This window comes from Streptomyces sp. NPDC057963 (assembly GCF_042887155.1).
Taxonomy (GTDB): domain Bacteria; phylum Actinomycetota; class Actinomycetes; order Streptomycetales; family Streptomycetaceae; genus Streptomyces.
The window spans coordinates 117,180-133,204 of record NZ_JBHVPX010000013.1 but is presented as its reverse complement, the minus strand read 5'-3'; the positions used below and the strand labels follow the sequence as shown (position 1 = coordinate 133,204).

General features: G+C 70.5%; 17 protein-coding genes. 16 read left to right on the top strand and 1 reads right to left on the bottom strand.

Translation table 11 applies throughout. The features are described from left to right. Positions 1-130 precede the first annotated feature (130 nt). The 14 genes from ACFVT1_RS28090 to nusB all read left to right on the top strand — a co-directional run bounded on the left by ACFVT1_RS28090 (position 131) and on the right by nusB (position 13,439). A complete protein-coding gene (locus ACFVT1_RS28090) occupies positions 131-580 on the top strand; it encodes a DUF948 domain-containing protein (RefSeq protein ID WP_389800589.1) in 450 nt (149 codons plus the stop codon). A gap of 7 nt (positions 581-587) precedes the next feature. After that, complete coding sequence (locus ACFVT1_RS28085) at positions 588-950, top strand: DUF6167 family protein (protein WP_389800354.1); 363 nt, start codon at positions 588-590, stop codon at positions 948-950. Next, positions 950-3,619 carry an alanine--tRNA ligase gene (gene alaS / locus ACFVT1_RS28080; RefSeq protein WP_389800352.1) on the top strand — a complete coding sequence of 890 codons (2,670 nt, stop codon included), beginning with the start codon at positions 950-952 and terminating at the stop codon, positions 3,617-3,619. Before ACFVT1_RS28085 ends, alaS begins: the two co-directional genes overlap by 1 nt. An 8-nt stretch (positions 3,620-3,627) precedes the next feature. Further along, complete coding sequence (ruvX, locus tag ACFVT1_RS28075; protein ID WP_389800350.1) at positions 3,628-4,101, top strand: Holliday junction resolvase RuvX; 474 nt, start codon at positions 3,628-3,630, stop codon at positions 4,099-4,101. Between the two features lie 93 nt (positions 4,102-4,194). Next, the gene (gene mltG / locus ACFVT1_RS28070; protein ID WP_389800348.1) at positions 4,195-5,985 is read left to right on the top strand and encodes an endolytic transglycosylase MltG; all 1,791 of its coding nucleotides are present in this window, start codon (positions 4,195-4,197) and stop codon (positions 5,983-5,985) included. Next, complete coding sequence (locus ACFVT1_RS28065) at positions 5,972-6,808, top strand: shikimate dehydrogenase (protein WP_389800346.1); 837 nt, start codon at positions 5,972-5,974, stop codon at positions 6,806-6,808. The genes mltG and ACFVT1_RS28065 overlap by 14 nt, the downstream gene beginning before the upstream one ends. Positions 6,809-6,955: 147 nt before the next feature. Continuing rightward, positions 6,956-8,140: a chorismate synthase gene (gene aroC, locus ACFVT1_RS28060; RefSeq protein WP_389800345.1), complete on the top strand. Its 1,185-nt coding sequence runs from the start codon at positions 6,956-6,958 to the stop codon at positions 8,138-8,140. Then, the gene (locus ACFVT1_RS28055; RefSeq protein WP_389800344.1) at positions 8,137-8,688 is read left to right on the top strand and encodes a shikimate kinase; all 552 of its coding nucleotides are present in this window, start codon (positions 8,137-8,139) and stop codon (positions 8,686-8,688) included. Before aroC ends, ACFVT1_RS28055 begins: the two co-directional genes overlap by 4 nt. Continuing rightward, entirely contained in the window at positions 8,685-9,779 is a 1,095-nt protein-coding gene (gene aroB / locus ACFVT1_RS28050; protein WP_389800342.1) for a 3-dehydroquinate synthase, read from the top strand. Before ACFVT1_RS28055 ends, aroB begins: the two co-directional genes overlap by 4 nt. Then, the gene (gene aroQ / locus ACFVT1_RS28045; RefSeq protein WP_389800340.1) at positions 9,776-10,216 is read left to right on the top strand and encodes a type II 3-dehydroquinate dehydratase; all 441 of its coding nucleotides are present in this window, start codon (positions 9,776-9,778) and stop codon (positions 10,214-10,216) included. Before aroB ends, aroQ begins: the two co-directional genes overlap by 4 nt. A 139-nt stretch (positions 10,217-10,355) precedes the next feature. Then, positions 10,356-11,177, top strand: a complete 822-nt coding sequence (locus ACFVT1_RS28040; RefSeq protein ID WP_389800338.1) for a Pro-rich N-terminal domain-containing protein — start codon at positions 10,356-10,358, stop codon at positions 11,175-11,177. Positions 11,178-11,281: 104 nt separating this feature from the next. After that, complete coding sequence (locus tag ACFVT1_RS28035) at positions 11,282-12,388, top strand: aminopeptidase P family protein (RefSeq protein ID WP_389800336.1); 1,107 nt, start codon at positions 11,282-11,284, stop codon at positions 12,386-12,388. 50 nt (positions 12,389-12,438) lie between these two features. Further along, a complete protein-coding gene (efp, locus tag ACFVT1_RS28030) occupies positions 12,439-13,005 on the top strand; it encodes an elongation factor P (RefSeq protein ID WP_389647328.1) in 567 nt (188 codons plus the stop codon). Between the two features lie 2 nt (positions 13,006-13,007). Next, on the top strand, positions 13,008-13,439 hold the full coding sequence (nusB, locus tag ACFVT1_RS28025; RefSeq protein WP_266735866.1) for a transcription antitermination factor NusB: 432 nt from the start codon (positions 13,008-13,010) through the stop codon (positions 13,437-13,439). A 179-nt stretch (positions 13,440-13,618) separates the two neighbouring features. Here nusB and bldD read toward each other — a convergent pair whose 3' ends face one another. Beyond that, the gene (gene bldD / locus ACFVT1_RS28020; RefSeq protein ID WP_014157378.1) at positions 13,619-14,119 is read right to left on the bottom strand and encodes a transcriptional regulator BldD; all 501 of its coding nucleotides are present in this window, start codon (positions 14,117-14,119) and stop codon (positions 13,619-13,621) included. Positions 14,120-14,340: 221 nt separating this feature from the next. Between bldD and pyrR the strand changes: the two genes are divergently transcribed. Then, a complete protein-coding gene (gene pyrR / locus ACFVT1_RS28015; RefSeq protein ID WP_389800334.1) occupies positions 14,341-14,925 on the top strand; it encodes a bifunctional pyr operon transcriptional regulator/uracil phosphoribosyltransferase PyrR in 585 nt (194 codons plus the stop codon). Between the two features lie 93 nt (positions 14,926-15,018). Beyond that, positions 15,019-16,023: an aspartate carbamoyltransferase catalytic subunit gene (locus tag ACFVT1_RS28010; protein WP_389800587.1), complete on the top strand. Its 1,005-nt coding sequence runs from the start codon at positions 15,019-15,021 to the stop codon at positions 16,021-16,023. Positions 16,024-16,025: the final 2 nt, after the last annotated feature.

Here is a 16,025-nt window from a genome sequence, read left to right as displayed (position 1 = left end):
ACCGGCGCGATAGGCTCGGGAGACGACGACTGGCTGTTGCGGCAGCGGTCGCCGGACCGAGCAGAGACAGACAGAGACAGTACAGAGACAGCGACAAGCTAGAGAGCGGTGCACTGTGTCCGGTGGAGAGGTGGCCGGGATCCTGGTGGCCGTCTTCTGGGCGATCCTGGTTTCGTTCCTCGCCGTCGTACTGGTGAGGCTGGCCCAGACGCTCAGGGCGACCACCAAGCTCGTGGCGGACGTGACCGAGCGGGCGGTCCCGCTGCTTGCCGACGCCTCCGCCACCGTGCGCTCCGCGCAGACCCAGCTCGACAAGGTCGACGCGATCGCCACGGACGTCCAGGAAGTCACCTCCAACGCCTCCGCTCTCTCCACCACCGTCGCCTCGACCTTCGGCGGGCCGCTCGTCAAGGTCGCCGCTTTCGGTTACGGGGTGCGCCAGGCCATCGGCCGCAAGGCCGGCCCGGAGCCGGAACCTGCCCGACGGCCGGCCCGCCGTGCGGTGATCGTCGGCCGTACCGTGCCGTCCGCGCGCGGCAGGAAGCGCAACGGCAGAAACTCCCGCGGATCGAAGGACTGACGCAGCGATGTTCCGCCGTACGTTCTGGTTCACCGCCGGCGCCGCCGCCGGCGTCTGGGCCACCACCAAGGTCAACCGCAAGCTCAAGCAGCTGACCCCCGAGAGCCTCGCGGCGCAGGCCGCCGACAGGGCGATCGAGACCGGCCACAAGCTCAAGGACTTCGCTCTGGACGTCCGTGAGTCCATGGCCCGGCGCGAGGCCGAACTGGGCGAGGCGCTGGGCCTGGAGGCACCGGTCGACCCCGAGCTCCCCGTACGGCGCCACTTCGCCGTCGAAGCGGCCGAGCCCGTCGGACCCGACAGGTCCCTCGAAGCCACCCGCTACCGCAAGCTTCCCTACAACTCGTACAACCGGAATGAGGACCACTGATGGAGTCGGCTGAAATTCGTCGCCGCTGGCTGAGCTTCTTCGAGGAGCGCGGTCACACCGTCGTCCCTTCGGCGTCGCTCATCGCGGACGACCCGACTCTGCTGCTCGTTCCGGCGGGCATGGTTCCCTTCAAGCCGTACTTCCTCGGCGAGGTCAAGCCGCCCGCCCCGCGCGTCACCAGCGTGCAGAAGTGCGTCCGGACGCCGGACATCGAAGAGGTCGGCAAGACCACCCGGCACGGCACGTTCTTCCAGATGTGCGGCAACTTCTCCTTCGGCGACTACTTCAAGGAAGGCGCCATCGGCTACGCCTGGGAGGCTCTGACGAGCTCCGTGGCGGACGGCGGCTTCGGTCTCGACCCCGAGCGGCTCTGGATCACGGTCTATCTCGACGACGACGAGGCCGAGGCCATCTGGCGCGACAAGATCGGCGTACCGGCCGAGCGGATCCAGCGCCTGGGCAAGAAGGACAACTTCTGGTCCATGGGCGTCCCCGGCCCCTGCGGTCCCTGCTCCGAGATCAACTACGACCGCGGCCCCGAGTTCGGCGTCGAGGGCGGCCCGGCCGTCAACGACGAGCGCTACGTGGAGATCTGGAACCTCGTCTTCATGCAGTTCGAGCGGGGCGCCGGTGACGGCAAGGAGGACTTCCCGATCCTCGGCGACCTGCCGTCGAAGAACATCGACACGGGTCTCGGCCTGGAACGCCTCGCCATGATCCTGCAGGGCGTACAGAACATGTACGAGACCGACACCCTGCGCGTCGTCATGGACCGGGCCACCGGGCTGACCGGCGTCCGGTACGGCGCCGAGCACGGTTCGGACGTCTCGCTCCGCGTGGTCGCCGACCACATCCGTACCTCCGTGATGCTCATCGGCGACGGCGTCACCCCCGGCAACGAGGGCCGGGGCTACGTCCTGCGCCGCATCATGCGCCGCGCCATCCGCAATATGCGGCTGCTGGGTGCCACGGGCCCGGTCGTCAAGGACCTGGTCGATGTCGTGATCGACACGATGGGGCAGCAGTACCCGGAGCTGATCACCGACCGCAAGCGCATCGAGACCGTCGCCCTCGCCGAAGAGGCCGCCTTCCTCAAGGCCCTCAAGGGCGGCACCAACATCCTCGACACCGCCGTCACCGAGACCAAGGCCGCCGGCGGCAGGGTCCTCGCCGGCGACAAGGCGTTCCTGCTCCACGACACCTGGGGCTTCCCGATCGACCTCACCCTGGAGATGGCCGCCGAACAGGGCCTCTCGGTGGACGAGGACGGCTTCCGCCGCCTGATGAAGGAGCAGCGGGAGCGGGCCAAGGCCGACGCCAGGGCCAAGAAGACCGGCCACGCCGACCTGTCCGCCTACCGCGAGGTCGCCGACAACTCCGGCATCACCGAGTTCACCGGCTACACCGCAACCGAGGGCGAGTCGACCATCGTCGGCCTGCTCGTCGACGGCGTCCCCTCGCCCGCCGCCACCGAGGGCGACGAGGTCGAAGTCGTCCTGGACCGCACCCCGTTCTACGCCGAGGGCGGCGGCCAGCTCGCCGACCAGGGCCGCATCCGGCTGGACAGCGGCGCCGTCATCCAGGTCCGCGACGTCCAGCAGCCCGTCCCCGGCGTCTCCGTCCACAAGGGTTCGGTGCAGGTCGGCGAGGTGACCGTCGGTGCCTCGGCCTACGCCGCCATCGACACCACCCGCCGCCGCGCCATCGCCCGCGCCCACAGCGCCACGCACCTCACGCACCAGGCGCTGCGCGACGCACTGGGCCCGACGGCCGCCCAGGCCGGTTCGGAGAACTCGCCGGGCCGCTTCCGCTTCGACTTCGGCTCGCCCGCCGCCGTACCCGGCACGGTCCTCACCGACGTCGAGCAGAGGATCAACGAGGTCCTCGCCCGCGAACTCGACGTCCAGGCCGAGGTCATGCCGATCGCCGAGGCCAAGAAGCAGGGTGCCATCGCCGAGTTCGGCGAGAAGTACGGGGAGCGGGTCCGGGTCGTCACCATCGGCGACTTCTCCAAGGAGCTCTGCGGCGGTACGCACGTCCACAACACCGCCCAGCTGGGCCTGGTGAAGCTGCTCGGCGAATCGTCCATCGGGTCCGGTGTGCGCCGTATCGAGGCCCTCGTCGGCGTCGACGCGTACAACTTCCTCGCCCGGGAGCACACGGTTGTCGCCCAGCTCCAGGAGCTGGTCAAGGGCCGCCCCGAGGAGCTCCCGGAGAAGATCGCCGGAATGCTCGGCAAGCTGAAGGACGCCGAGAAGGAGATCGAGAAGTTCCGCGCGGAGAAGGTCCTCCAGGCCGCCGCCGGCCTGGCCGACTCCGCCAAGGACGTACGCGGCGTCGCCCTGGTCACCGGTCAGGTCCTCGACGGCACGTCGGCCGACGACCTGCGTAGGCTCGTCCTCGATGTCCGCGGTCGCGTCCAGGGCGGCCGCCCGGCCGTCGTGGCCCTGTTCACCACCGCCAACGGCCGGCCGCTGACCGTGATCGCCACCAACGAGGCCGCCCGTGAGCGCGGACTCAAGGCCGGCGACCTGGTCCGTGCGGCCGCCAAGACCCTCGGCGGCGGTGGCGGCGGGAAGCCGGACGTCGCCCAGGGCGGCGGCCAGAACCCCGAGGCCATCGGCGCCGCCGTGGCCGCTGTCGAACGCCTCGTCACCGAGACGGCGTGACGGCGGGGATGACGCAGATGCGCCGCGGCCGTCGACTCGCGATCGACGTCGGGGACGCCCGGATCGGGGTCGCCTCGTGCGACCCCGACGGGATCCTCGCCACGCCGGTGGAGACCGTTCCGGGACGCGATGTCCCGGCGGCCCACCGGCGGCTCGGGCAGATCGTCGAGGAGTACGAGCCGATCGAGATCATCATCGGTCTGCCGCGGTCCCTCGGCGGCGGTGAAGGCCCCGCCGCCGCCAAGATCCGGGTCTTCGCCCAGGAGGTCGCCCGCTCGGTCGCGCCCATTCCGGTGCGTCTGGTGGACGAGAGGATGACCACAGTGACGGCCAGTCAAGGACTGCGCGCTTCGGGCGTGAAGTCCAAGAAAGGCCGTTCCGTCATCGATCAGGCTGCCGCTGTGGTGATCCTTCAGAACGCTCTGGAGTCCGAACGGGCGTCAGGCAAAGCCCCGGGTGAAGGCGTCGAAGTGGCTGGCTGATCGCGATACGGTAACGTTCCGCGCGATGCGGCGGTGTTCGAACGAACCGCACAGCACAGAGACGGAACGTCGTCTCGCGGCTCTAGGGGATCGATGACTGAGTATGGCCGGGGCCCCGGCTCCGAACCGTGGCATCCCGAGGATCCCCTGTACGGGGAGCAGGGATGGGGAGGACAGCAGCCTGCCCACGGCCAGAACCAGTACGGCGGCGGCCAGCAGCCCTACCCCCAGGACCCGTACGGGCAGCAGCCGCAGTCGCAGGACCCGTACGCGCACCAGGCGCAGCCCCAGGATCCTTACGCGCAGCAGCCCCAGTCGCAGGACCCGTACGGGCAGCAGCAGTCCTACCAGCAGCAACCCGGGTACGGAGTTCAGCAGGACCCTTACGCGCAACAGCAGCCCCAGCAGCCGCAGGACCCGTACGCGCAGCAGCAGCCCCAGCAGTCCCAGCCCCCGTACAACAGCGGAGGCTGGGACACCGGACAGCAGCCCGCCGCGATGCCCTACGACGCCCAGCAGGCCGACCCGTACGGTGGCCGGCAGGCCGGCTACGGCGAGACGCACGACTACTACGGCACGCCGGAGGCCTACCCGCCGCCGCAGCCCCCGGGCCGCCGGGAGGCCGCTCCCGAGCCGGCCCCGGCGCAGAGCCCCGACTGGGACCCGGAGGTCCAGCCGGAGGAGACCCACCCCTTCTTCACCGGCGCGGACGACGGGGGCGGCAAGGACGACGAGCAGGACGACGACCCGCGCGAGTCACGCCGCGGCAGCCGGGGTGGCAACGAGCGCCGGGGCAAGGGCAAGAAGAAGAGCCGCAGCGGCTTTGCCTGCCTGGTCGTCGCGGTGGTCCTGGTCGGCGGCCTCGGGGGAGTGGGCTACCTCGGATACTCGTTCTGGCAGGACAAGTTCGGCGCGGCGCCCGACTACACCGGAACGGGCACGGGCGACGTCGAGGTCGAGATCGAGAAGGGCGCCCTCGGTTACGACATCGGCAACATCCTGAAGCAGAAGGGCGTCGTCAAGAGCGTCGACGCGTTCGTCGCCGCGCAGAACGACAATCCCAAGGGCAAGTCGATCCAGGCCGGCGTCTATCTGCTCCACGAGAAGATGTCCGCGGCCGAGGCCCTGAAGATGATGATCGACCCGAACAGCCAGAATCTTCTGGTGATTCCCGAGGGTTACCGCAATATCGTCATCTACGGGATGATCGACAAGAAGCTGGGCCTCAAAAAGGGAACGACCAAGGGAATTGCCACGTCCAAGGCGTCCGGCCTCGGTCTGCCGGACTGGGTGAGCGACGGCAAGGACATCAAGGACCCGCTGGAAGGATTCCTTTACCCGGCCGCCTATCCGGTCACCAAGGAAACCAAGCCGGAGACACTTCTGAAGAAGATGGTCTCCCGTGCCAACGAGGAGTACGACAAGTTCGACCTCGAAGGAACGGCCAAGAAGTACAAGCTGGATGGTCCGTGGCAGGTTCTCACTGTCGCCAGCATGGTCCAGGCGGAGGGCCTCACGCACGACGACTTCCGCAAGATGGCCGAAGTCGTCTACAACCGCTTGAAGCCGGACAACATCGTCACGAACCGTAAGATTCAATTCGACTCCGCATTCAATTACCTCAAGAACCAGAGCAAGATCAAGATCAGCTCGAATGAGGTCCGGACCAATCCGGACCCCTACAACACCTATTACCACGCGGGCCTTCCGCCGGGTCCGATCAGCAATCCGGGCGACGAAGCCCTGCGAGCGACACTCAATCCCACTCGTGACGGGTGGATGTTCTTCATCTCGCTCGACGGCAAGAAGACCGAGTTCACCAAGACGGCCGCCGAGCACGAGAAGCTCAACCAGAAATTCAAGGAAGAGCATGGCCTCGACTGACGGGCGTCGCCGGGCAGCCGTCCTCGGTTCGCCCATCGCCCACTCGCTCTCCCCGGTGCTGCACCGGGCCGCGTACGACGAACTCGGCCTGACCGGGTGGTCGTACGACCGCTTCGAGATCGACGAGGAGGGTCTCCCCGCCTTCATGGAGGGGCTCGACTCCACCTGGGCCGGGCTCTCGCTGACCATGCCGCTCAAGCGTGCGATCATCCCGCTGCTGGATTCCGTCAGCGCGACCGCGTCGTCCGTGGAGGCCGTCAACACGGTCGTCCTCACGGCCGACGGGCGACGGGTCGGCGACAACACCGACATCCCCGGCATGATTGCCGCGCTGCGGGAACGCGGTGTGGAGAAGACCGAATCCGCCGCCGTCCTCGGAGCCGGAGCGACCGCCTCCTCGGCGCTCGCCGCACTGTCCGAGATCTGCACGGGACCGGTCACGGCGTACGTCCGCAGCCGGGAACGGGGCCAGGAGATGCGCGGCTGGGGCGAACGGCTCGGCGTCGACGTGCGGATCTCCGACTGGGCGGAGGCCGAGCAGGCGCTCCGTGCGCCGCTGGTCGTCGCCACCACTCCGGCCGGTGCCACGGACGCGCTGGCCGGCGCCGTACCGGACCGGCCGGGCACGCTCTTCGATGTGCTGTACGAGCCCTGGCCGACCGGACTGGCCACCGCCTGGGCGGCCCGCAAGGGTGCAGTCATCGGAGGTCTCGACCTTCTGGTGCACCAGGCCGTCCTTCAGGTCGAGCAGATGACGGATCGCGCGCCGGCGCCGCTCGCGGCCATGCGGCGGGCCGGGGAAGCGGCACTCGCCGCCCGCTGACCCCTCCCGCCCGGTGAACGGAAGGCGTCCGTCTGCTGGACCGGCGGCCGGTTCACGCCCCCGGGCGTGGGAGGATCGAAGCGGCGGGCCAGGGCCGCGCACCCGGTCGCGCCGTCGCAGTTCCAGGCGCGAGCAAGAGGAGCACCGTTGAGCAGGTTGCGCTGGCTGACCGCGGGGGAGTCGCACGGCCCCGCACTCGTGGCGACGCTGGAGGGTCTTCCCGCCGGTGTCCCGGTCACCACGGAGATGGTGGCGGACGCACTCGCCCGGCGGCGGCTCGGTTACGGCCGCGGTGCGCGGATGAAGTTCGAGAAGGACGAGGTCACCTTCCTCGGCGGAGTGCGGCACGGTCTCACGATGGGCTCGCCGGTCGCCGTGATGGTGGGCAACACCGAGTGGCCCAAGTGGGAGCAGGTCATGTCGGCCGACCCGGTCGACCCCGACGAACTGGCCGCGCTGGCCCGCAACGCCCCGCTGACCCGCCCCCGTCCCGGCCACGCCGACCTCGCCGGGATGCAGAAGTACGGCTTCGACGAGGCGCGGCCGATCCTGGAGCGCGCCAGCGCCCGGGAGACCGCGGCCCGGGTCGCGCTCGGTGCCGTCGCCCGGTCGTACCTCAAGGAGACCGCGGGCATCGAGATTGTCAGCCATGTCGTCGAGCTGGCCGCGGCCAGGGCGCCGTACGGCGTCTACCCGACGCCCGCCGACGTCGAGCGGCTGGACGCCGACCCGGTGCGCTGCCTGGACGCCGACGCGAGCAAGGAGATGGTCGCCGAGATCGACCAGGCCCACAAGGACGGCGACACCCTCGGCGGCGTCGTCGAGGTGCTGGCCTACGGGGTGCCCGTCGGCCTCGGCTCGCACGTCCACTGGGACCGCCGCCTCGACGCCCGGCTCGCCGCGGCGCTGATGGGCATCCAGGCCATCAAGGGCGTCGAGGTCGGCGACGGCTTCGACCTGGCCCGGGTTCCCGGCTCGAAGGCGCACGACGAGATCCTGGTCACCGAGGACGGCATCAAGCGCGCATCCGGCCGCTCCGGCGGCACGGAGGGCGGTCTGACCACCGGCGAGCTGCTGCGGGTCCGCGCCGCGATGAAGCCGATCGCGACCGTCCCGCGCGCGCTCGCCACCGTCGATGTGGTCACCGGTGAGCCCGCCAAGGCTCACCACCAGCGCTCCGATGTCTGTGCCGTTCCGGCCGCGGGCATCGTCGCCGAGGCGATGGTCGCGCTGGTCCTGGCCGACGCCGTCGCGGAGAAGTTCGGCGGGGACAGCGTCGCGGAGACCCGCCGCAACGTGCAGTCGTACCTCGACCACCTGCAGATCCGATGAGCGGCCCGCTGATCGTCCTCGTCGGGCCGATGGGCGTCGGCAAGTCCACGGTCGGTGAACTGCTGGCCGACCGGCTCGGCACCACCTACCGGGACACCGACGCGGACGTCGTCGGCGCGGCCGGCAAGCCGATCTCGGAGATCTTCTACGACGAGGGCGAGGAGCACTTCCGCGAGCTGGAGCGACAGGCCGTGCACACCGCCGTCGCCGAGCACACGGGTGTCCTCTCCCTCGGCGGCGGCGCCGTGCTCGACGCGACGACCCGCGCGCTGCTCGCCGACCACGCCGTCGTCTATCTCTCGATGGATGTCGAGGAGGCCGTCAAGCGGGTCGGCCTGAACACCGCCCGCCCCCTGCTCGCCGTCAACCCGCGCCGGCAGTGGCGCGAGCTGATGGACGCGCGCCGCCACCTGTACACCGAGGTGGCCCGGGTGACCGTCGCCACCGACGAGCGCACCCCCGAAGAGGTCGCCCAGGCGGTCCTCGACGCACTGGAACTGCCGGAACGCACGGACGCCCCCGTCACCCCCGGCCGGGAGAACACATGACCGAGCAGGGCCCCACCCGTATCCAGATCGCCGGCAGCGCGGGCACCGACCCGTACGAGGTGCTGATCGGCCGGCAGCTCCTCGGCGAGCTGCCCACGCTCATCGGCGACCGCGCCAAGCGGGTCGCCGTCCTGCACCCCGAGGCGCTCGCCGAGACCGGTGAGGCGGTCCGCCAGGACCTCGCCGAGCAGGGCTACGAGGCCATCGCGATCCAGCTGCCGAACGCCGAGGAGGCCAAGACCGTCGAGGTCGCCGCCTACTGCTGGAAGGCGCTCGGACAGACCGGCTTCACCCGCACCGACGTCATCGTCGGCGTCGGCGGCGGAGCCACCACCGATGTCGCCGGATTCGTCGCGGCGACCTGGCTGCGCGGAGTGCGCTGGATCGCCGTGCCCACGACCGTGCTCGCCATGGTCGACGCGGCCGTCGGCGGCAAGACCGGCATCAACACCGCCGAGGGCAAGAACCTCGTCGGCGCCTTCCACCCGCCCGCCGGGGTCCTGTGCGACCTCGCCGCGCTGGACTCGCTGCCGGTGCACGACTACGTCAGCGGCATGGCCGAGATCATCAAGGCCGGCTTCATCGCCGACCCCGTGATCCTCGACCTCATCGAGGCGGACCCGGACGGAGCCCGGACGCCCACCGGGCCCCACACCGCCGAGCTGATCGAGCGCGCCATCCGGGTGAAGGCCGAGGTCGTCTCCAGCGACCTCAAGGAATCCGGGCTGCGCGAGATCCTCAACTACGGCCACACCCTGGCCCACGCGATCGAGAAGAACGAGCGCTACAAGTGGCGGCACGGCGCGGCCGTCTCGGTCGGCATGGTCTTCGCCGCCGAGCTGGGCCGGCTGGCCGGACGCCTCGACGACGCCACCGCCGACCGGCACCGCGCCGTCCTGGAGTCCGTCGGACTCCCGCTCACCTACCGCGGCGACCAGTGGCCCAAGCTGCTGGAGAACATGAAGGTCGACAAGAAGTCCCGCGGCGACCTGCTGCGCTTCATCGTCCTGGACGGCCTCGGCAAGCCCACCGTGCTGGAGGGCCCCGACCCGGCCGTGCTGCTCGCCGCGTACGGGGAGGTGTCGGCGTGACCCGCCGGGTCCTCGTCCTCAACGGGCCGAACCTCGGACGGCTCGGCTCCCGGGAGCCCGACGTGTACGGCGCCACGTCCTATGCCGGACTCGTCGAGACGTGTCAGGCCCTCGGCAAGGAGCTCGGCTTCGACGTCGAGGTCCGGGAGACCAACGACGAGGGCGAGCTGATCCGCTGGCTCCACGAGGCCGCGGACGGTTCAATTCCGGTCGTTCTCAACCCGGGTGCCTTCACCCATTATTCGTACGGGATGCGGGACGCGGCGGCCCAGCGCACCGCGCCGCTGATCGAGGTGCACATCTCGAACCCGTACGCACGGGAGGAATTCCGCCACAACTCCGTGGTCGCACCGGTCGCCACCGGGACCGTCGCCGGGTTCGGCATCGGTTCCTACCGCCTCGCCCTGCGGGCCCTCGCGGACGAACCGACCGGCTGACGGACCGGCACACCGGTCGGCCGACCTGGCCGACCGGGCACTGTGGACCGTCCCCGGCCGTTCCCCCAGTGGCGGCCGGGGACGGTACGGTTGCCGTTCCACCAGCGCCAGTTGCCTGTACGAGACGGAGTGGCACCGGATGCAGCACGCAGTGGGGGCCCCGCTGCCGCCGCCCCAAGGCCCCGGAAGCGGACCTGTCGGCTGGACGCACCAGGCCCAGCACCCCGGACCGCCGGGGCCGCCGCCCAGCACCCCTCCCACGCCCCCCACGCCCCCGGGCTGGAGCGGACCCGCGCCGCAGCACGCTCCGGCCCCGCGCTCCAGGGAGACCATCGGGCACGTCCAGCTGCCGCCCGGCGGACCCGTTCCGCTGCCGTCGCCACCCGCCGAGTCCGGCACCGGCAGCGCGACCCTCGCCGTTCTGCTGATCGGGCCCGCGGGCGCCGGCAAGACTACCGTGGCCAAGCTCTGGGCCAGCCGCCGCCGGGTCCCCACGGCCCACGTCAGTCTCGACGACGTCCGTGAATGGGTCTGCTCCGGCTTCGCCGACCCCCAGGCCGGGTGGAACGACCACTCCGAGGCCCAGTACCGCCTCGCCCGCCGCACCTGCGGCTTCGCCGCCCGCAACTTCCTCGCCAACGGCATCTCCTGCATCCTGGACGACGCCGTCTTCCCGGACCGGCCGGTCGTCGGTCTCGGCGGCTGGAAGCGCCATGTGGGGCCCGGACTGCTGCCCGTCGTCCTGCTGCCGGGCCTGGAGATCGTGCTGGAGCGCAATGCCGCCCGCAGCGGGAACCGCCGCCTGTCGGACGAGGAGGTCGCCCGGATCCACGGCCGGATGGCCGGGTGGTACGGCTCCGGACTGCCGATCATCGACAACTCGACGTACGACGTGCAGACCACCGCCCGCGTCCTGGACGACATACTCGCCCGCTCCATAGCCAGTCCACCGGCCTGGTGAACGACCACCGAGCGGTGTTTCCCGGTCCGGTGACGGGCGGGCCGCGGCCCCCGGTCGGATGCGCTGACCGAGCAGGCCCGCGCCACCGCTCGTAGGCTCGTGGCATGTCAGACGTGTACGCCGTCCGCCGCGGGCTGCTCCGCGACCGGTGCGCCGCCGTCGGATCCGCGGCCGCGCTGGTCTCCCGCCCCGCCAACGTCCGCTATCTCGCGGGCGGAGCGCCTCCGGGTGCCGTGCTGCTGCTCGGCCCCGGTGGGGATGTGCTGCTCTGCCCCCGCGACCCGTCCGACGATCCCTGCGACGGGCGTACGGACGATCAGCTGCGGGTGTCCCCGCTGGCGGACGGCGACGGTGATCCGGCGGTCGCGGCCGCGGACCTGGCCGGTTCCTCCGGTGCGGAGTCCCTGGCCGTCGAGGAGCACCATCTGACGGTCTCCCGCCACCGGGCCATGGGCTCGGTCGCCCCGCGGCTCCGGCTCGCCGACCTCGGCGCCACCGTCGAGCAGCTCCGGGTGGTCAAGGACGAGGAGGAGATCGCCTGTCTGCGGATCGCCGCCGAGATCACCGACCAGGCCCTGGGAGAACTCCTCGAATCGATCCTGGTGGGCCGCACGGAACGGCATCTCGCCCTGGAGCTGGAGCGCCGCCTGGTGGACCACGGCGCCGACGGTCCCGCCTTCACCACCTCCGTGGCCACCGGGCCGAACTCGGGCCAGGGCCGCCACCGGCCCTCGGACCGACGGGTGGAGGAGGGGGATTTCCTCTCCGTCTGCCTCGGCGCCAACTATCGCGGCTACCGCTGCGAGATCGGCCGCACATTCGTCATCGGGACGTCGCCGGCCGACTGGCAGATCGAGCTCTACGACCTGGTTTTCGCCGCTCAGCGGGCCGGACGCGAAGCCCTCGTACCGGGCGCCGCCTACCGCGACGTGGACCGCGCGGCCCGTCACATCCTGGACTCCGCGGGCCACGGCGGGAGCCTCGCCCCATGGACCGGGCACGGGGTGGGGCTCGAAATCGACGAGGACCCGCAGCTGGCACCTGCGGCCATGGGTAAACTGGACGCTTGCGTGCCGGTCACCGTCGAACCGGGGGTCCACCTCCCGGGCCGGGGCGGGGTCCGGATCGATGACACGCTCGTCGTGCGCCCCGAGGCGGACGGCGGACCCGAGCTACTCACCATTACGACCAAGGAGCTGCTCGCGCTCTAGCGCGCATCCTCGGTCGTTCCACCAGCTTCAGTCCAGGAGATTCCGCAACCGTGGCTTCCACGAACGACCTCAAGAACGGCCTGGTGCTCAAGCTCGACGGAGGCCAGCTCTGGTCCGTCGTCGAGTTCCAGCACGTCAAGCCCGGCAAGGGCCCGGCCTTCGTGCGCACCAAGCTCAAGAACGTGCTCTCCGGCAAGGTCGTCGACAAGACGTTCAACGCCGGCGTGAAGGTCGAAACGGCCACCATCGACCGTCGCGACATGCAGTTCTCGTACATGGACGGCGAGTACTTCGTCTTCATGGACATGGACACGTACGACCAGCTCATGGTCGACCGCAAGTCTGTCGGCAACGCCGCCAACTTCCTGATCGAGGGCTTCACCGCCTCCGTCGCCCAGCACGAGGGCGAGGTGCTCTACGTCGAGCTGCCCGCCGCCGTCGAGCTGACCGTCAAGCACACCGACCCGGGCGTCCAGGGCGACCGCTCCACCGGCGGCACCAAGCCCGCCACGCTGGAGACCGACTACGAGATCGGCGTTCCGCTCTTCATCACCACGGGTGAGAAGATCAAGGTCGACACCCGCACGGGCGACTACCTCGGCCGGGTGAACAGCTAACCGTGGCTGCCCGGAACAAGGCCCGCAAGCGCGCCTTCCAGATCCTCTTCGAGGCCGACCAGCGCGGTGAGTCCGTGCAGACGGTCCTCGCGGACTGGGTGCGGCACTCTCGGGCCGACAACCGCCAGCCGCCGGTCACCGAGTACACGATGGAGCTCGTCGAGGGGTACGCGCAGTACGCGGACCGGATCGACGACCTCATCGTGACCTACGCCGTGGACTGGGAGATCGACCGCATGCCGGTCGTCGACCGGAACATCCTGCGGCTCGGTGCGTACGAGCTGATCTGGGAGGACGGCACCCCGGACGCGGTGGTGATCGACGAGGCGGTCCAGCTCGCCAAGGAGTTCTCCACCGACGACTCCCCGTCCTTCGTGAACGGGCTGCTGGCCCGGTTCAAGGACCTCAAGCCGAACCTTCGCCGGGAGCAGTAGCCTCCGGCGGCGTTCAGCCGCCGAAGGGCCCACGGTCGGACGACCGTGGGCCCTTCGGCATGTCCGCGCCCCGATGCCGGGCGTCCCGTCCGGCAGCCGCACAAATGAGAACGCCGTGCCGACCGGGCCCCCGGAGAGGGGCCCGCGTCGACACGGCGGCACGTTTCTGCGAAGGGGCCTCAGCCCTCGTCGTGGGCGACGGCGCGGCGCGCGTCCGCGTCCAGCACGCCCCAGCTGATCAGCTGTTCCGTGAGCACGGACGGCGACTGGTCGTAGATCACGGCCAGCGTGCGCAGGTCGTCCTGGCGGATCGAGAGCACCTTGCCGTTGTAGTCACCGCGCTGGCTCTGGATCGTCGCGGCGTAGCGCTGCAGCGGTCCGGCCTTCTCCGGCGGGACGTGGGCGAGGCGCTCCAGGTCCAGGACGAGCTTCGGCGGCGGCTCGGCGGCCCCGCCGGGCGTCGTACCGGGCAGGAGCTCCTGCACCGGGACCCCGTAGAAGTCCGCGAGCTCGGCGAGGCGCTGCACGGTCACGGCACGGTCGCCGCGCTCGTACGAACCGACCACGACGGCCTTCCAGCGGCCCTGCGACTTCTCCTCCACGCCGTGGAGGGAGAGGCCCTGCTGGGTGCGGATGGCACGGAGCTTGGCCCCGAGCTGTTTTGCGTATTCGCTGGACATAAGGCTCCCCGGACGCTGGAACATTTTGCGGCTCCGCCGCGTGGCTGGTAACTCACTGTGAGGTTACGCAGCGTTACTTGGATGCGTCAAGCCGAATGGTCCGCACCGGCACCTCCCGGGGGTGCGACCGGGGCCCGGCACAAGCCCTGGTAACGTGGATGACGCAATTTCGACGTCCTTTAAGATCCGTCCAGTGAGGCGGAGAAGGAGGTCCGTTTCTTATGGACGCACAGCATGAAGCCACCGGCAACGCGGCACGCCCCGTTCTCGAGGCTCCCGACATCGCCCGGGTAGTGACCCGAATCGCCCACGAGATCGTCGAACGCGCCAAGGGCGCCGACGACGTGGTACTCCTCGGCATCCCGACGCGGGGCGTTTTCCTCGCCCGCCGGCTCGCCGAAAAACTCCAGGAGATCACCGGCCGGAAGATGCCGGTCGGCTCCCTCGACATCACCATGTACCGCGACGACCTGCGGCTGCGCCCTGCGCGTGCCCTGGCCCGCACCGACATCCCCGGCGAGGGCATCGAGGGCCGCCTGGTCGTCCTCGTCGACGACGTCCTCTTCTCGGGCCGTACGATCCGCGCCGCGCTCGACGCGCTGGGCGACATCGGCAGGCCCCGCGCGGTGCAGCTCGCCGTCCTCGTCGACCGCGGTCACCGCGAACTCCCGATCCGTGCCGACTACGTCGGCAAGAACCTCCCCACGTCGCTGCGGGAGACGGTCAAGGTCCAGCTCGCCGAGGAGGACGGCCGCGACGCCGTGCTGCTCGGTGTCGAGCGGACCGCCCCCGCGGGCGCACAGTAACCGCACTTCACCCGTACGGCGCACCCCGGGCCCGTACGGCCGCCTCCGCGCGCCCGCATGCCTGAATCCTCCAGCCTCTCGGAGAACACCCAGATGAAGCGTCACCTCATCTCGGCCGCCGATCTCACCCGCGACGATGCCGTCCTGATCCTCGACACCGCCGAGGAGATGGCACGGGTCGCGGACCGGCCGATCAAGAAGCTCCCCACCCTGCGCGGCCGTACCGTCGTCAACCTCTTCTTCGAGGACTCGACGCGTACCCGCATCTCCTTCGAGGCCGCCGCCAAGCGCCTCTCCGCCGATGTCATCAACTTCTCCGCGAAGGGCTCGTCCGTCTCCAAGGGCGAGTCGCTCAAGGACACCGCGCTGACCCTGGAGGCGATGGGCGCCGACGCCGTCGTCATCCGGCACGGCGCCTCCGGTGCCCCGTACCGCCTCGCGACCTCCGGCTGGATCGACGGCGCCGTCGTCAACGCCGGTGACGGCACCCACGAGCACCCCACTCAGGCCCTCCTGGACGCCTTCACCGTGCGCCGTCGCCTCGTCGGGGCCGACAGCGGCCTCGGCCGCGATCTCGAAGGCCGCCGGATCACCGTCGTCGGCGACATCCTGCACAGCCGTGTGGCCCGCTCCAACGTCCACCTGCTGCACACGCTCGGCGCCCACGTCACCCTGGTGGCCCCGCCGACCCTCGTCCCCGTCGGCGTCGAGCAGTGGCCCTGCGACGTCAGCTACGGCCTCGACGAGGTGCTGCCGAAGTCCGACGCGGTGATGATGCTCCGCGTACAGCGCGAACGGATGAACGCCGCGTACTTCCCGACCGAGCGCGAGTACTCCCGCCGCTACGGCCTGGACGGCGACCGGATGGCGAAGATGCCCGAGCACGCCATCGTCATGCACCCCGGCCCGATGGTCCGCGGCATGGAGATCACCGCCGAGGTCGCCGACTCAGACCGGTGCACGGCCGTCGAGCAGGTCGCCAACGGCGTCTCGATCCGCATGGCCGTCCTGTACCTGCTGCTGGGCGGCTCGGAGCCCGCCGCCCCGGCCCACCCGTCGCCCGCCACCGCCCCCTCCCGTACCGAGGAGAACAAGTAACC

What these genes read in the sequence shown, in the direction of transcription:
- ACFVT1_RS28085 (WP_389800354.1), top strand. Translation starts at nt 588, where the DNA reads ATGTTCCGCCGTACGTTCTGGTTCACCGCCGGCGCCGCCGCCGGCGTC.
- alaS (WP_389800352.1), top strand. Translation starts at nt 950, where the DNA reads ATGGAGTCGGCTGAAATTCGTCGCCGCTGGCTGAGCTTCTTCGAGGAG.
- ruvX (WP_389800350.1), top strand. Translation starts at nt 3,628, where the DNA reads ATGACGCAGATGCGCCGCGGCCGTCGACTCGCGATCGACGTCGGGGAC.
- mltG (WP_389800348.1), top strand. Translation starts at nt 4,195, where the DNA reads ATGACTGAGTATGGCCGGGGCCCCGGCTCCGAACCGTGGCATCCCGAG.
- ACFVT1_RS28065 (WP_389800346.1), top strand. Translation starts at nt 5,972, where the DNA reads ATGGCCTCGACTGACGGGCGTCGCCGGGCAGCCGTCCTCGGTTCGCCC.
- ACFVT1_RS28055 (WP_389800344.1), top strand. Translation starts at nt 8,137, where the DNA reads ATGAGCGGCCCGCTGATCGTCCTCGTCGGGCCGATGGGCGTCGGCAAG.
- aroB (WP_389800342.1), top strand. Translation starts at nt 8,685, where the DNA reads ATGACCGAGCAGGGCCCCACCCGTATCCAGATCGCCGGCAGCGCGGGC.
- ACFVT1_RS28040 (WP_389800338.1), top strand. Translation starts at nt 10,356, where the DNA reads ATGCAGCACGCAGTGGGGGCCCCGCTGCCGCCGCCCCAAGGCCCCGGA.
- ACFVT1_RS28035 (WP_389800336.1), top strand. Translation starts at nt 11,282, where the DNA reads ATGTCAGACGTGTACGCCGTCCGCCGCGGGCTGCTCCGCGACCGGTGC.
- bldD (WP_014157378.1), bottom strand. Translation starts at nt 14,119, where the DNA reads ATGTCCAGCGAATACGCAAAACAGCTCGGGGCCAAGCTCCGTGCCATC.
- pyrR (WP_389800334.1), top strand. Translation starts at nt 14,341, where the DNA reads ATGGACGCACAGCATGAAGCCACCGGCAACGCGGCACGCCCCGTTCTC.
- ACFVT1_RS28010 (WP_389800587.1), top strand. Translation starts at nt 15,019, where the DNA reads ATGAAGCGTCACCTCATCTCGGCCGCCGATCTCACCCGCGACGATGCC.